Source organism: Burkholderia puraquae (assembly GCF_002099195.1).
Lineage (GTDB): Bacteria > Pseudomonadota > Gammaproteobacteria > Burkholderiales > Burkholderiaceae > Burkholderia > Burkholderia puraquae.
The window spans coordinates 97,522-113,669 of the sequence record NZ_NBYX01000013.1 but is presented as its reverse complement, the minus strand read 5'-3'; the positions used below and the strand labels follow the sequence as shown (position 1 = coordinate 113,669).

The 16,148-nt window shown below is 67.6% G+C and carries 10 protein-coding genes; 5 read left to right on the top strand and 5 right to left on the bottom strand.

All coding sequences use genetic code 11. From position 1 onward, the window contains the following. Positions 1–5: 5 nt before the first annotated feature. The gene (locus B7G54_RS23820; RefSeq protein WP_085041298.1) at positions 6–710 is read right to left on the bottom strand and encodes a TetR/AcrR family transcriptional regulator; all 705 of its coding nucleotides are present in this window, start codon (positions 708–710) and stop codon (positions 6–8) included. 121 nt (positions 711–831) lie between these two features. Between B7G54_RS23820 and B7G54_RS23815 the strand changes: the two genes are divergently transcribed. From B7G54_RS23815 to B7G54_RS23805, 4 genes are all read left to right on the top strand, one after another. After that, positions 832–2,484 carry an acyl-CoA dehydrogenase family protein gene (locus tag B7G54_RS23815; RefSeq protein ID WP_085041297.1) on the top strand — a complete coding sequence of 551 codons (1,653 nt, stop codon included), beginning with the start codon at positions 832–834 and terminating at the stop codon, positions 2,482–2,484. A 59-nt stretch (positions 2,485–2,543) separates the two neighbouring features. Continuing rightward, positions 2,544–4,055, top strand: coding sequence for a class I adenylate-forming enzyme family protein (locus B7G54_RS23810; protein WP_085041296.1), 1,512 nt, complete (start codon positions 2,544–2,546; stop codon positions 4,053–4,055). Positions 4,056–4,513: 458 nt separating this feature from the next. Next, positions 4,514–4,993, top strand: a complete 480-nt coding sequence (locus B7G54_RS38730; protein WP_133059205.1) for a hypothetical protein — start codon at positions 4,514–4,516, stop codon at positions 4,991–4,993. After that, on the top strand, positions 4,990–5,397 hold the full coding sequence (locus tag B7G54_RS23805) for a hypothetical protein (protein ID WP_085041295.1): 408 nt from the start codon (positions 4,990–4,992) through the stop codon (positions 5,395–5,397). Before B7G54_RS38730 ends, B7G54_RS23805 begins: the two co-directional genes overlap by 4 nt. A gap of 220 nt (positions 5,398–5,617) precedes the next feature. Here the strand turns inward: B7G54_RS23805 and B7G54_RS23800 are convergent, their stop codons facing one another. The 4 genes from B7G54_RS23800 to hemE all read right to left on the bottom strand — a co-directional run bounded on the left by B7G54_RS23800 (position 5,618) and on the right by hemE (position 15,023). Continuing rightward, the gene (locus tag B7G54_RS23800) at positions 5,618–6,757 is read right to left on the bottom strand and encodes a branched-chain amino acid ABC transporter substrate-binding protein (RefSeq protein WP_085041294.1); all 1,140 of its coding nucleotides are present in this window, start codon (positions 6,755–6,757) and stop codon (positions 5,618–5,620) included. A gap of 84 nt (positions 6,758–6,841) precedes the next feature. Then, positions 6,842–10,774 carry a trifunctional transcriptional regulator/proline dehydrogenase/L-glutamate gamma-semialdehyde dehydrogenase gene (gene putA, locus B7G54_RS23795; protein ID WP_085041293.1) on the bottom strand — a complete coding sequence of 1,311 codons (3,933 nt, stop codon included), beginning with the start codon at positions 10,772–10,774 and terminating at the stop codon, positions 6,842–6,844. Between the two features lie 438 nt (positions 10,775–11,212). Further along, positions 11,213–13,474 carry a primosomal protein N' gene (locus B7G54_RS23785; RefSeq protein WP_085041292.1) on the bottom strand — a complete coding sequence of 754 codons (2,262 nt, stop codon included), beginning with the start codon at positions 13,472–13,474 and terminating at the stop codon, positions 11,213–11,215. Positions 13,475–13,928: 454 nt separating this feature from the next. Next, on the bottom strand, positions 13,929–15,023 hold the full coding sequence (gene hemE / locus B7G54_RS23780; protein WP_279628083.1) for a uroporphyrinogen decarboxylase: 1,095 nt from the start codon (positions 15,021–15,023) through the stop codon (positions 13,929–13,931). A gap of 149 nt (positions 15,024–15,172) precedes the next feature. Here hemE and B7G54_RS23775 point away from each other — a divergent pair, with 149 nt between their 5' ends. Continuing rightward, on the top strand, positions 15,173–15,973 hold the full coding sequence (locus B7G54_RS23775; protein WP_085041290.1) for a transporter substrate-binding domain-containing protein: 801 nt from the start codon (positions 15,173–15,175) through the stop codon (positions 15,971–15,973). Positions 15,974–16,148 lie beyond the last annotated feature (175 nt).

Sequence of the window (16,148 nt, the reverse complement as noted above, 5' to 3'; positions counted from 1 at the left end):
CAAGGCTAGCCTGCCGGGGCGACATGCGAATCGGGCATTTCCCCAGGGCCGGCCGCCGCCAGATAGGCGAGCAGCACGGCCCGCAGTTCGTCGCGCAGCGCGGCGACGTCGAACGCAGGCCCGAGCGTCAGCAACGCCTGCGAGAGACCGCCGTAGCAGATCGTGTGCGCCATTCGCGCGAGCCCGTCGAGCCGGGCGGCGGGCGGCGGATCGGCCGCGTGCGCGAGCGCGTCGCGCCACAGCGCGACATACGCGTCGTAATGCCGGCGGTACGCTGCGAGCGGCGACACCTGCCGCTCCAGCGCGAAGAGCGCGCCCCACAGCGCCGCGTCGGCGCCGATCGCATCGACCTGCAGGTCGACGAGCGCAGCGGCGAGTTCGGCCCGCGGCACGCCGCGCAGCCGCGCGACGGTGTCGTGCAGCCGGCCGGCCAGCGCCAGCACGTGCCGGTGGATGCAGAGCGCCGCGAGGCTCTGCTTGTCGCCGAAATACTCGTAGAAGGTGCCGACGCTCACGCCCGCGACCGCCGCAATCTCGCGGATCGTCGCTTTCGCGTAGCCGCGTTCGAGCAAAAGCTGAACGAACGCCTGCTGCAGCGCGTCGGAACTCGCCTGCGCGCGCGACTGGCGCGGCCGGCGGCGCAATGCGGGTGCGGGTTGCGCCGCCGGCTGGCCGGGCAGCGCCGGAACCTGAACATGTCGCGGCGGCATATTTGCTACTCTGGAAATCAGCAGGGAATGCGTTTTACCGGGGGCCGGAACCGGCGCCGGGGCGCCATCCGTGCCGCATGGCGCCGGCCGCCCGCGAAGCATGAGACCGGAGACAACCTCGATGACCGAATCGACTCACGCCGTCACGAACCAGTTCGACGAACTGGTCGACTATAACCTCTTCGCGACGGACATCGCGCTGCGCGACGCGCTCACCCGCGCGGGTGCCGACTGGGCCGTGCCGCAGCTCGATGCATACGGCGCGCGGCTCGGCAGCGCCGACACCGCACGGCTCGCCGATGCCGCGAACCGCCACACACCGGAACTGAGCACCTTCGACCGGCGCGGCCGGCGCATCGACCGCGTCGACTTCCACCCGGCGTGGCACGCGCTGCTCGGCCAGTACCGCCGCGAGGGCTTCGTGTCGCTCGCGTTCCGCGATTCGCGCCGCGGCCGCTGGGCCGCGACCGCGGCCGGCTTCTATCTGCATGGCCAGATCGAGGCCGGCACGCTGTGCCCGGCGACGATGACGCAGGCCGCGATCCCCGTGCTGCAGAAGGAGCCCGCACTGTGGGCGCTGCTGCGCGACAAGCTCTACAGCGACGACTACGATCCGCGCGACGTGCCGGTCGCCGACAAGCGCTCGATCTGGTTCGGCATGGGCATGACCGAGAAACAGGGCGGCTCCGACGTGCGCGCAAACACGACGCTCGCGACCGCCGTCGGCGCGGGCGGACGCGGCGGCGAATACCGGCTGCGCGGCCACAAGTGGTTTTTCTCCGCACCGATGTGCGACGCGCACCTCGTCGTCGCGCACACCGAAGCCGGCAGCCCGTCGTGCTTCTACGTGCCGCGCTGGCGGCCGGACGGCACGAAGAACGCGGTCGAGATCCAGCGGCTGAAGGACAAGGTCGGCAATCGCAGCAACTCGAGCAGCGAGATCGACCTGAACGACGCGTGGGGCATCATGCTCGGCGACGAAGGCCGCGGCATTCCGACCATCATCGAGATGGCCACCTACACGCGGCTGAACTGCGTGCTCGGCAGCGCGGCGATGCTGCGCCAGGGCGTCGTGCAGGCGATCGCGTACACGCGCCAGCGCCATGCATTCGGCCGCGCGCTCGCCGAGCAGCCGCTGATGCGCACCGTGCTCGCCGATCTCGCGCTCGAGAGCGAAGCGGCGCTTTCCCTCTCGATGCGTCTTGCCGACGCGTTCGAGCGCGACGACTCGCCGCGTGAACGCGCATGGAAGCGCATCGTCACGCCCGCCGCGAAATTCTGGGTGTGCAAGCGCGCAGTCGAGCTGACCGGCGAGGTGATGGAAGTGTTCGGCGGCAACGGTTATGTCGACGATGGCCCGATCGCACGGCTGTTCCGCGAGGCGCCCGTCAACTCGATCTGGGAAGGCTCGGGCAACGTGATGTGCCTCGACGTGCTGCGCGCGACATCGCGCGAGCCCGACGCGGCCGCCGCGCTGTTCGCCGAACTCGCCGACCTCGGTGCGGGCGAACCGCGCATCCGGGCGGCGCTCGACGCGCTGCGCGCGATGCTCGCGGTGCCGGCCGACACGCTCGAGGCGTCGGGCCGCCTGTTCGCGCAGCGGCTCGCGGTCGTCGCGCAGGCGTGCCTGCTGCGCCGCGACGCGCCGGCGGCCGTCTCCGATGCGTTCGTCGCGACGCGGCTCGCCGCGCCCGACTGGGGCCGCATCGCGGGCGGCTTCGACCCGCATGCGATCGACGTCGCCGCGCTGCTGCAGCGCGCGTATCCGGCCTGACGCCGTTCGTCCGGCCTGGTACAACCCAGTTCACCTTCGATCGCCCGCCCGGAGCCCCGATGAACCTCGTCGCCGCCCTCGACCGCGCCGCCCGTGCGACGCCCGACAAGCCGTTCCTCGTCAGCGAATCCGAGACGATCACCTATGCCGCCGCGCGCGAGCGCTCGCACCGTGCGGCGGCCGTGCTGAGCGCGCTCGGCGTCGCGGCCGGCGACCGCGTCGCCGCGATGTGCTTCAACACGCCGGCCTTCGTCGACCTGATGTTCGGCGCGTGGCGGCTCGGCGCGACGTTCGTGCCGATCAACCACAAGCTGCAGGCGCCGGAAGTCGACTACGTGCTCGAACACAGCCGCAGCAAGGCGCTGCTGTTCGACGTGGCGCTCGCGCCGGTGGTCGAACGCATCGTGCATCCCGCGCGGCGGCTCGTGACCGAAGGCGAGCTCGACGGCGTGCCGTGCTTCGATACGCTGTGCGCGACGATGGACGGCCTCGCGGGCATCGAGCCGGCCGACGGCGACATCGCACAGATCCTCTATACGTCCGGCACGACCGGCCACCCGAAAGGCTGCGTGCACAGCCACCGCACCGTGACGCTCGCAGCGATGCAGGCGGCCCTCGCGACCGGCATCGGCCGCAACGAACGCACGCTGATGGCGATGCCGATCTGGCATTCGTCGCCGCTCAACAACTGGTTCGGCGGCACGCTGTACGCGGGCGGCACCGTCGTGCTGCTGCGCGAGTACCATCCACTCCGGTTCCTGCAGACCGTCGAGCGCGAACGCGTGACGCTGTATTTCGGCGCGCCGGTGTCGTACCTGCTGCCGCTCGACACGATCGACGGCTTCGCGGCGTTCGACCTGTCGAGCGTGCGCGCGTGGCTGTACGGCGGCGGCCCGATCGGCACCGCGCAGGCCGAACGGCTCGCACGCGCCTATCGCAGCGACGCGTTCTTCCAGGTGTACGGCATGACGGAAGCGGGCCCGGCCGGCACGACACTGTATCCGGACGAACAGATCGCGAAGGCCGGTTCGATCGGCCGCCACGGCGGCCCGGGCGTCGACCTGCGCGTCGTGCGGATGGACGGCATCGATGCGCAGCCGGGCGAGACCGGCGAGATCTGGCTGAAGACCGACAGCATGATGCTCGGCTATCTCGACGACGCAGCCGCGACACGCGACGCGTTCGCACCGGGCGGCTGGTATCGCACCGGCGACATCGCGCGGATCGATCAGGATGGCTACCTGTTCATCGTCGACCGGCTGAAGGACATGATCGTGACGGGCGGCGAGAACGTCTATTCGAAGGAAGTGGAGGATGTGCTCGGCGCGCATCCGGACATCGCCGAGGCCGCCGTCGTCGGCGTCCCGCATCCCGACTGGGGCGAGACGGTCGTCGCGCACGTGGTGCTGCGCGCGGGCGCGGTGCCCGACGCGGACGCGCTGCGCGCGTTCTGCGGCGAGCGGCTCGCCGCGTACAAGGTCCCGCGCGAATTCACGTTCGCGCAGGCGCTGCCGCGCACGCCGACGGGCAAGCTGCAGAAGTTCCTGCTGCGTGTGCGGCGCGGGGACTGAATACCCACGATTGCGCCACCGCACTTGCCACTCGCGCACTCATATTCCCCTCGCACCCCCTCTTTCATCGAAGCGAGATACGTCACCATTCCTTGTCCGCGCCTCACTCGGACTGCCACGTAACGGGAGCATGCGTAACGCCCTCCAGGAAATCGCACGGCCGCGTCAGCTGACCAACGCATTCCCGCACGCACGGTCGATGCAATAGGTGGAATGGAACAAGTAATAGAAGTTATGGATGCCGAATCATACTCGCCCGATTGATCGACGTTTCTTATCTGGAATAGCGTCTCTAGGCAGGACATTCCATTTACTGAGACAGGGAAGCCGGATGAAAAACGAACACAAAGCATCGACCCATCTTTTCGCCACCGTTGGCGCACTCACGGAACGCGGCGGACGCGTCGCGCACTTTGATGACATAAGTGAATTCTTAAAAAAGAATATTTGGTTATTGAATGATAAAAATTCTGATTCCTGTTGCTGCACTTGCTGGTGCCGTTTTTATTCAACACGCGAGCGCCTGCACGATATCGGAACACATGCTCGAAAGCGTGCCTCTGAATTATCCCGGCATTCCAAATGCATATCGAATAAAGATAGTGGATATGGTTTTGGCTGCGCGGCAATGGCCCGATGTTGAAGTGCAGGCGCAAATCATCGCCAGCGCATATGTCGGCGAACGCAACTCCTTGAATCTGGCAAAGTCGAGAGGTGAACAGCTGAAAGACTTCCTGATACAGCTTGGCATCAAGCCTCAATATATCTATGTTGACACGCACGTCAATCGAATTACATACCCAATCGATAGCACCGGCCATGGAGGATACTTGCAGCTCGGCGTGAGTCTTCTGCCTTTCTGCAAAAATGGATGTGGAAATTTATGCGACGCCCCAGCGTCTCGCCAACAACAAGACTCACCAAATAATAAACTATGAAATTAATTGCTGGCCTATGCGTCGTCGCGTCCAGTCATGCATCTGCGTGTGTCGCAAGCGAAAATTTCGATATCCATTTTCCGAAAAACAGTTCATATGTATCGAATTCTGAAATCGTCCGCACTGCAAACTGGACAGCAGACCAGAAAATCGCCTACGCCCGTCACGTAACCAAGGAAACAACGCTGATTAGCGGCCATGCCGAGGAAAGCGAACAGAACGCACTGCCCCTTGCACAATCGCGAATGCAAGCCGCGTATGCGCTGCTGAAGCAATTCGGTTTTCTACGCGGAACCGTCAAGACGAGCGCCCGCGTCTATTCGCATGGGGACGTGGATAATGGGCGGCGTGTGGAAATTTCCTTCCTGCCCGATTGCCCCAACAAGTGCTGTGAAGATAAGTAACCTCGTACTGCCGCCAGTCGCATCGATGAAGCATTGACGTACACACGCGGCGCACCCGTCGGAACATACCCAAACCGTTGAATCATCGCCGGCAAGAGCCGTATGTACTACCTGGCCGTGCACCGCCAAAGAAAAAGCCACCTGACTCAACGGCCCGGTGGCTTTTTCGCATGAGGTGCGGGACAGCGCGTTGCGCCACCGCCCGCAGCTCACGTGCTGCTTACTTCCCGCCGATGCTCTTCAGCGGCTTCCACTCGCCCTTCTCGACCTTGTACATCGTGATGCCACCGTTCTTCAGGTCGCCCTTCGCGTCGTACGCGACGTGCGTCGACGTCACGCCGGCCATGTCGGTCTTCGCGAGCACCGGCAGGTACTTCGCCGGATCGGTCGAATCGGCCTTCTTCATCGCGTTGAACAACGCCATCGCGCCGTCGTACGCGTACGGCGAGTACGTCTGCACGTCTTCGCCGAAGCGCTTCTTGTACTTGTCGGCGTACGTCTTGCCGCCCGGCATTTCTTCGAGCGGCAGGCCGGCCAGCGAGGCGATCGTGCCGTCGGCCGCGTTGCCCGCGATCTTCAGGAACGTCGGCGTCTTCACCATTTCGCCACTCATCAGCGGGGCGGTGATGCCGAGCGTCTTCATCTGCTTGACCATCGGTGCAGCCTGCGAATCCGCGCCGCCGTAGTAGACGAGGTCCGGCTTCGCCGCCTTCAGCTTGGTCAGAATCGCCTTGAAGTCGACCGCCTTGTCGTTCGTGAATTCACGGTCGACGATCGACGCGCCGCCAGCCTTCGCGGCCTTCTCGAACTGGTCGGCGAGACCCTGGCCGTAGGCCGTGCGGTCGTCGACGATCGCGATCTTCTTCATGCCGAGATCCTTCGACGCGAACGTGCCGGCCACCGAACCTTGCTGCGTGTCGGACGTCATCATGCGGAAGGTCGTCTTGTAGCCCTGCTGCGTGTATTCCGGTGCGGTCGCCATCGCGATCTGCGGAATGCCCGCGTTCGCGTAGATGCGCGAAGCCGGAATCGTCGTGCCCGAGTTGAAGTGGCCGAGCATGCCCTTGATGCCGTCGTCGACGAGCTTCTGCGCGACCGTCGTGCCGGTGCGCGGGTCAGCCTGGTCGTCCTGCGTGTCGAGTGCGAACTTCACCGGCTTGCCGCCGATCTTCGGGCTCGTCGCGTTGAAATCCTCGATCGCGAGCACGATCCCGTTCTGCATATCCTTGCCGTAGTGCGCCTGCGCGCCCGTCATCGGCCCTGCGTAACCGATCTTCACGTCATCCGCATGGGCCGTCCCCGCCAGCGACATGACCGCGACGAACGTCGCGCCTGCCAGCTTTTTCATCGTGTGCTGCATAGCATCTCCTTGGTACCAGGGTAAATGGAGCGGCTTCGGGATCGCCTTGCCGCTTCCTTTGTTTGATCCGAACGGCAAGGATGATCAGCCGATCGTCATCAAATTCGCATTGCCACCCGCTGCGGCCGTGTTCACGCTCACCGAGCGCTCCGTCAACAGCCGTTCCAGCGCGTAATCTTCCGCATCGCCGTTCTCGAACGCGCCCACCGACACGCCCTGCACCGACACGATCGGGCCCGGCCGCTGCGCGACGTCCTTCACGAGCGTCTGCAGTTCGTCGCTGTCGCCTTCGAACAGCACCGCGTCGAACGGCGCGTCGGCCTGCTTGCGCACCGCCGCATGTGCCTTCAGCGACGCCGGCAGCGCGGCGACCAGCGCCTCGCCGGCCGCGCCGGCGAACAGCGCACGGTTACCGGTCGCCAGCACCGCCGCGAACTGCGCGCGCGCACCGCCCGGCGTTGCCGCGACACACAACACCGTGCCGCGCGGGCCGAGTGTATACGTGTTTCGCTCGCCCGTCGGACCGGTCAGCACCGCGGTCGCACCGGCCGGCACCTGGGCCAGATAGCCGTCGCAACGTGCAGCCAGCGCCGGCTCGCGCTGCTCGATCAGCCAGTCGCGCAGCGTCGTGAGCGCCGCCGCCGGGTTGCCACGTGCGTCGCCCTCCACCGCGCCGTCCGACACCAGCGCCTGCGCGAGCGAACGCGGCAGGCCCGACGGACGCGTCGCGAGCAGGCGCTGCAGGTACAGCGCGCCGCCGGCCTTCGGGCCCGTGCCCGACAGCCCTTCGCCGCCGAACGGCTGCACGCCGACCACCGCGCCGATCACGTTGCGGTTCACGTAGATGTTGCCGACGTGCGCATTCGAGATCACGTGCGCGATCGTCTCGTCGATCCGCGTGTGGATGCCGAGCGTCAGCCCGTAGCCGGTCGCGCGGATCTGCTCCAGCAGCTTGTCGAGCTGGCTGCGGCGGTAACGCACCACGTGCAGCACGGGGCCGAACACTTCGCGCTTCAGCTCGTCGATGCTGCCGATCTCGATCAGCGTCGGCGGCACGAACGTGCCGTGCGCGCACGCCTCGGGCGCCGGCAGCTGCGTGACCTCATGGCCCTTGTCCTTCATCGCCGCGACGTGCGTGTCGATCGTCTGCTTCGCTTCGCCGTCGATCACCGGGCCGACGTCCGTCGACAGCCGGTCGGGGTTGCCGAGCGCCAGCTCGTGCATCGCGCCCTTGAGCATCGTCAGCGTGCGGTCCGCGACATCGTCCTGCAGACACAGAACGCGCAGCGCCGAACACCGTTGACCGGCCGAGTCGAACGACGACTGCATCACGTCCGCGACGACCTGTTCCGCGAGCGCCGACGAGTCGACGATCATCGCGTTCTGGCCGCCCGTTTCGGCGATCAGCGGGATCGGCTTGCCGTCCGGGTCGAGGCGCGCGGACAGCGTCTTGTTGATCAGGCGCGCGACTTCGGTCGAACCGGTGAACATCACCGCACGCGTACGCGGATCCGCCACCAGCGCCGCGCCGACGGTCTCGCCGGTGCCCGGCAGCAACTGCACCGCGCCGGCCGGCACGCCGGCCTCGCGCAGCAGGCGCACCGCCTGGGCGGCGATCAGCGGCGTCTGTTCGGCCGGCTTCGCGAGCACCGTGTTGCCGGCGGCGAGTGCCGCGGCGACCTGGCCCATGAAGATCGCGAGCGGGAAGTTCCACGGGCTGATACAGACCACGGGACCGAGCGGACGGTGCGTGTCGTTCGAGAATTCGCCGCGGATCTGCGCGGCGTAGTAGCGCAGGAAGTCGACCGCTTCGCGGATCTCGGCGATCGCGTTCGGCAGCGATTTGCCGGCTTCGCGCACGATCAGGCCCATCAGCGTGTGCATCTGCGCTTCGAGCAGGTCGGCTGCACGCACCAGGCAATCGGCACGCGCATCGACCGGCGTCGCCTGCCAGATCGGCGCGGCAGCCACCGCGTGCGCAAGCGCCGCGCTCACGTGTTCGGCCGTCGCTTCGCTGACCGTGCCGACCAGGTCGCGCTGGTCGGCCGGGTTGCGCACGTCGCGGGCCGGCGCGTCGGCGAGCGTGTCGTCGGCGAGCATTGGCGCCGCGCGCCACGGGAAGTGCGCGCTCGCGAGCAGCGCGGACGACAGCGACGCGAGACGGTGTTCGTTCGACAGGTCGAGGCCCATCGAGTTGGGGCGCTCGTCGCCGTACAGGTTGCGCGGCAGCGGGATCTTCGTGTGCGGCGCGCCGAGCGGCACGACCTTCGACGCCTCGTCGACCGGATCGGCGACCAGCTCCTTCACCGCCACGGTCTTATCTGCGATGCGGTTCACGAACGACGTGTTCGCGCCGTTCTCGAGCAGGCGGCGCACCAGGTACGCGAGCAGCGTCTCGTGCGTGCCGACCGGCGCGTACACGCGGCACGGACGGTTCAGCTTGTCGCGGCCGGTGACTTCCTCGTACAGCGGCTCGCCCATCCCGTGCAGGCACTGGAATTCGTACTGGCCCGGGTAGTAGTTCTGGCCCGCGAGCTGGTAGATCGCGGCCAGCGTGTGCGCGTTGTGCGTCGCGAACTGCGGGTAGACGGCATCCGGCGCCGCGAGCAGCTTCTTCGCGCACGCGAGGTACGACACGTCCGTGTAGATCTTGCGCGTGTACACCGGATAGCCTTCGAGGCCGTCGACCTGCGCACGCTTGATCTCGGTATCCCAGTACGCGCCCTTCACCAGGCGGATCATCAGGCGGTGACGGCTGCGGCGTGCGAGGTCGATCAGGTAGTCGATCACGAACGGGCAGCGCTTCTGGTAGCCCTGCACAACGAAGCCGATGCCGTTCCAGCCCGCGAGATCCGGGTCGAAGCACAGCGCCTCGAGCAGGTCGAGCGACAGTTCGAGGCGGTCGGCTTCTTCCGCGTCGATGTTCAGGCCGATGTCGTAGCGGCGTGCGAGCAGCGCGAGTGCGCGCACGCGCGGCAGCAGCTCGCTCATCGTGCGGTCCTGCTGCGAGCGCGAGTAGCGCGCGTGCAGCGCCGACAGCTTGATCGAGATGCCCGGGCCTTCGTAGATGCCGCGGCCGCCGGCCGCCTTGCCGATCGCGTGGATCGCCTGTTCGTACGATGCGTAGTAGCGCTGCGCGTCCTCTTCGGTCGTTGCCGCTTCGCCGAGCATGTCGTACGAGTAGCGGAAGCCGCGCGCTTCGTACTTGCGGCTGTTCGCGAGCGCTTCGGAAATCGTCTCGCCGGTGACGAACTGCTCGCCCATCAGGCGCATCGCCATGTCGACGCCCTTGCGGATCAGCGGCTCGCCGCCGCGGCCGATCAGGCGCGTCAGCGCTGACGACAGCCCCGCCTCGCTGTTGGTCGTCACGAGCTTGCCGGTGATCATCAGCCCCCAGGTCGCCGCGTTCACGAACAACGACGGCGCGTGGCCGACGTGCGAGCGCCAGTCGCCCTTGCTGATCTTGTCGCGGATCAGCGCATCGCGCGTCGCGCGATCGGGAATGCGCAGCAGCGCTTCGGCGAGGCACATCAGCGCGACGCCTTCCTGGCTCGACAGCGAGAACTCGTGGATCAGCCCTTCGACACCGCCACCCGAGCTCTTCTCGCGCAGCGCCTCGACGAGCTTCGTCGCGAGCGCCTGCACGTCCGCCTGCATGTTCGCGGGCAGGCGCGCCTGCCCGAGCAGGAACGGCACGCATTCCGGCTCGGGGCGGCGGTACGCGGCCGTGATCGCCGCGCGCAGCACCGATTGCGGCTGCACGTTCTGCGCGAACTCGAGAAACGGATGCGGCGAGTTGTCGTCGTCGCCGTCCGCGGCCTGGCCGTCGGCAAGCTCCGTGACGCCGCTGTGGCCCGACAGTTCAGGCGGCAACTGGCCGTGCTCGATCCGCTCGAGATACGCGAAGATCGCCTGCTTGATCAGCCAGTGGGGAGTGCGCTCGAGACGCGCGGCGGCGTCCTTGAGGCGCGAGCGGAGAATGTCGTCGACTTTGACGCCGAGAGTCGTGCTTGCCATGGTGGGTTCGTGCGCCGGTGCGAGCCCGGCAATGTGGTGTGAGAGGATGCGCGAAATCCTACGGCACGCAATAAAAAGGTGCAACCAAATTGAGAGACAGGTTGCACCCTCAAGTTAGCCAATATAATCAGCCACTTATGCGGTTGCAACCTAGGAGTTGCCCGTGGTCGGAGGATCGGTGTTTTCCCTGAGCGGGCCGGTTTGACATGCGTGCGCAACCTGCCGCGCGCGGGGCGGCGGGCGAAAACGGGTTGCACTGGGTGTGGCGGCGGGTGTGGCGGCGGGTGTGGCGGCGGGTGTGGCGGCGGGTGTGGCGGCGGGTGTGGCGGGAGGGGTGGCGCCCGGCTGCGGTCGAGCGGCAAGAGACGGCTCAGGGGTGCCCGGCGGCCCGGGCTTCGACGCAGCGCCACGCAGCGCGCCGGCCGCATGGCGCGCCGCTCAGATATCCAGCGGATCGACCTCGACGCTCCACCGCAGCACGCCCTTCAGCGCGCGCAGCTCCGGCTGCCACGCGCGCAGCGCATGCTGCAGCGCCGCCCGCGATGCGCTTTCGAGCAGCAACTGCGCGCGGTGGACGTTCGCGACCTTGACGATCGTCATCGGCACCGCGTCGTACACGGTCACACGATCGGCGCCCGGCAGCCCCGGCAAGGCGGCCGCGGCTTGCAGCAGGAACGCGAGCGCCGCGTCGAGCGTGCGCCCTTCGGCGCGCAGCAGCGCCTGGTAGACGAACGGCGGCAGGTGCGCGTCGCGGCGCTCGCCGAGCGTCGAATTCGCGAAGCCGACGTAGTCCTGCCGCCCGAGCGCGTGGTACAGCGCATGACGCGGGTAACGCGTCTGCACGAGCACCTCGCCCGGCAGCCCGGCGCGCCCCGCACGGCCGCTCACCTGCATCAGCTGCGCAAACAGCCGTTCGCTTGCGCGGAAGTCGTGCGAGAACAGCGCGGTGTCGGCATTGAGCACACCGACGAGCGACACGCGCTGGAAGTCGTGCCCCTTCGCGATCATCTGCGTGCCGACGAGGATATCGACCTCGCCCGCGTGCACATCGGAAAAGAGCGCCTGCGCGCTGCCCTTGCGGCGCGTGCTGTCCGCGTCGATCCGCAGCACACGCGCGCCCGGCACGGCCTCGGCGAGCGCCTCCTCGATGCGTTGCGTACCGCGCCCGAGCGGCGCGATGTCGACGTTCCCGCACTCGGGGCACGACCGCGGAATGCGCGCTTCCCAGCCGCAGTGATGGCAGCGCAGCGCGTGCTCGGGCTTGTGCAGCACGACGTACGCGCTGCAGCGCGGGCAGCCTGCGACCCAGCCGCATGCGTCGCACGCGAGCTGCGGGGCGTAGCCGCGTCGGTTCAGGAACACGAGGCTTTGCTCACCGCGCTCGAGCCGCGCCTTCAGTGCCGCGACGAGCGGCCCCGACAGCCCGCCCATCGACGCGCGCCCGCGCCGCCGCTCCTCTTCGAGGTCGATCAGCCGTACGGTCGGCAGCGTCGCGTCGGCCACCGCGCGGCGCGACAGCGTGAGCCGCGTGTAGCGGCCCTGCTCGGCCTGCCACCAGCTTTCGAGCGACGGCGTCGCCGAGCCGAGCACGACCGTGATGTCGAGCTGCTTCGCGCGCCACACGGCGAGATCGCGTGCCGAATAGCGCAGCCCTTCCTGCTGCTTGTACGCCGGCTCGTGCTCCTCGTCGACGACGATCAGCGCGAGCGTCGGCATCGACGCGAGCACCGCGAGACGCGTGCCGAGCACGATCCGCGCGCGGCCCGTATGCGCGGCGAGCCAGTTGCGCGCACGCTCGCCTTCGGCAAGCCCGCTGTGCAGCGTGACGATCGCATCGTCGGCGAGCGCACCCGCGAAGCGCGCGCGAAATGCGGCCTCGAACTGCGGCGTCAGATTGATTTCGGGGACGAGCACGAGCGCCTGCGCGTCCGGCCGCGCGTCGAGCAGCGACGCGAGCGCATGCAGATAGACCTCGGTCTTGCCGCTGCCCGTCACGCCGTGCAGCAGGAACGGTGCGAAGCCCTGCGCGGCGCGAATCGCGTCGAGCGCCTCGGCCTGCTGGTCCGTGAGCGCCGGCGGCACAGTTCGTCCACCGGCTGCCAACAGGTTATCCACAGCTTTGGGCACAGGCGCATCGGCCCAGCCGATCTCCTCGACGTCGACCCAGCCGCGCGCCGCCCAGTCGTCGAGCGTCGCCGCCGCCTTCGGGTGCAGCGCGCGCGCATCGGGCAGCCCCAGCGAACCGGTGTCGACCAGCGCCTGCGCGAGCCGCCGCAGCGCGGCCCCCCGCGCCGGCAACGCATCGGGCAGCGCCGCGCGGCCGGCTTCAGTCGGCCGGTAGCGCACCTCGGGCGCGAGCAGTCGGCCCCAGCGCCCGGCATCGCGCAGCGCCTGCGGCAGCGCCGGCAGCGCGACTTCGCCACGCCCGCGCTGGTAGTAGTCGGCCGCGAAGGACACGAGCGCGAGCCAGTCCGGCGACAGCGGCGGCAGGTCGGTGCAGATCGCGTCGATCGCGCGCAGCCGGGACGGCGGCACATCGGTGTGAGTCGTCACTTCGCAGACGAGCCCGACGGCCTGCCGCTTGCCGAACGGCACCTGCACGAGCGTGCCGGGCCCGGGCGCCGGTTGCGCGTCGCAGCGGTAGTCGAACAGGGTGGCGAGCGGATGGTCGAGCGCGACGCGCAGGTAGGTACCGCTCATCACGGCGCTCCGGCGGCGGCATGCGCCACTTGGTCATGGGCGGCCAGCATCCGCGCCCGCATCGTGGCAGCGAACTTAAAGTAAAACTTCAGATTCGGCGCTAAGTTTTGGATTCGCATTAGGAATCGCCGTATACCCTGCCCAGCCTGTGGATAACTTTGTTGAGAACTCGCCGCTCGACGGCCGCAACGCGCGCGGGGCCGCGCTTTGCGCTGATTTTCGCGGTTTGTTGCGGCGCCCCGCGGAGCCTTATTCCATAAGGCTGCTATTCAAATTACCGAACCATAGCGAGACAAATTGACCGATACAGGGCTCTACCGCGCTGCAACGTGGAAAATGTGTATAAGTCAAGTCTTGACAAGCACTGAATCGGCAACCGGTGCGGGGTTGCGCCCTGTTTAGTGCCGGTAGCGAAACGCTGTCATCCCGCAGTGCAGCATGACAGCGCTTGCGTTCAGCCGGCGGCTCCGCTACGGATCGCGCGGCTGTGGCTATGCACCTCGTCGACGAGTTCGGCGACATGATCGGGCGACGTGAATTGCGAAATGCCGTGGCCGAGATTGAATACATGGCCCGGATGGTTGCCGTAGCTGTCTAGCACCGCACGCGCCTGCTCGCGCACCGCGGCGGGCGGCGCAAACAGGATCGTCGGGTCGAGGTTGCCCTGCAGCGCGACACGCCCCCCGACGCGCTCGCGCGCGGCGCCGAGGTTGACCGTCCAGTCGAGCCCGACTGCGTCGACGCCGGTCGCTGCGATCTCCTCGAGCCACAGCCCGCCACCCTTCGTGAACGTGATCACCGGCACGCGCTCGCCGTCGTGCTCGCGCTTGAGCTGCGCGACCACGCGGCGGATGTAGTCCAGCGAGAAGCGCTGGTACGCGCCGTCCGCCAGCGCGCCGCCCCACGTATCGAAGATCATCACGGCCTGGGCGCCCGCTTCGATCTGCGCGTTCAGGTACGCGGCCACCGCCTGCGCGTTCACGTCGAGGATCCGGTGCATCAGGTCGGGGCGCGAATACGCCATCGACTTCACCGTGCGGAAATCGTCCGACCCGCCGCCTTCGACCATGTAGCACGCGAGCGTCCACGGGCTGCCCGAAAAGCCGATCAGCGGCACGCGCTGGCGGCCCTGGCCGTCGGTGAGCGCGCGGCGGATCTCGCGCACCGCGCCCGTCACGTAGCCGAGCGTCTCTTCGATGTCCGGCACCGCGAGCTTCGCGACGTCGGCCTCGGTACGCACCGGATGCGCGAACTTCGGCCCTTCGCCGACCTGGAAGTCGAGGCCGAGCCCCATCGCGTCCGGAATCGTCAGGATGTCCGAGAACAGGATCGCGGCGTCGAGCGGAAAGCGCTCGAGCGGCTGCAGCGTCACTTCGGTCGCGTAATCGGGATTCTTCGCGAGACCGAGGAAGCTGCCGGCGCGCGCGCGCGTCGCGTTGTATTCGGGCAGGTAGCGGCCGGCCTGGCGCATCAGCCAGATCGGCGTGTAGTCGGTCGGCTCGCGCAGAAGCGCACGCAGGAAAGTGTCGTTGAGCAGGGTATGGGCCACGGTAGGAGCGACGATGCGAGGGCAAAGCGGCATTTTACCGGACAGCCGCCGCGAGGCTGCGCTTGCCGACGCGATGGCGGCCATATGACGCGCGCGATGGCTCCGTTATGATCGAACGCTCATATCGAACGAAACGAAGGAGGAGACCGATGAAGACATTCGCCACGCTCGCCGCGGCCGCATGGCTTTGCTGCGCCGCCGCGCACGCACAGACCGGCACGGGCGCAACCGCCGCCGCACCGGGCGCCGGCTCGCGGCTCGACGATGTGCTCGCGCGCGGCACGCTGCGCGTGTGTACGACGGGCGACTACAAGCCGTATTCGTACTACCGCGCGGACGGCCGCTTCGAGGGCATCGACATCGACATGGCCGAATCGCTCGCGAAGTCGCTCGGCGTGAAGACCGACTACGTGAAGACGAGCTGGCCGAACCTGACCGGCGACTTCGTCGCGAAATGCGACATCGCAGTGGGCGGCGTGTCGACGACGCTCGAGCGCCAGAAGCGCGCGTTCTTCACGCAGCCGTACGTCGTCGACGGCAAGACGCCGATCGTGCGCTGCGCGGACGCAGACAAATACCAGACCGTCGCGCAGATCGACCGGCCCGAAACGCGCGTGATCGTGAACCCGGGCGGCACCAACGAGCGTTTCGCAAAGCAGTATTTCACGCATGCGAACCTCACGGTCTATCCGGACAACGTAACGATCTTCAAGCAAATCCTCGCGGGCAAGGCAGACGTGATGGTGACGGATGCGTCCGAGACGCTGCTGCAGCAAAAGCTGAATCCGGGCCTGTGCTCGGTGCATCCGGACAAGCCGTTCCAGTTCGGCGAGAAGGCATACATGGTGCCGCGCGGCGACGTCGCGTTCCAGCAATACGTCGACCAGTGGCTGCATCTCGCCCTGTCGACCGGCGAATACCAGGCCATTTCGGACAAATGGCTGAAGTAAGCGGGTTCGCGCGCGGCGGCCGATAGCGGGCACCGACCCCGCGGCCGTCACCCGCGAAAGTCGCTGCGCGGCGGCGGCCGAATCGCCGCCGTTACACTTCGACGCCGCGTGCCGGCGCCGGCAAAATCGGCCCGAAGCCACCGAATTGGCCGAACGGCCGACTTCCGCGCCTGCC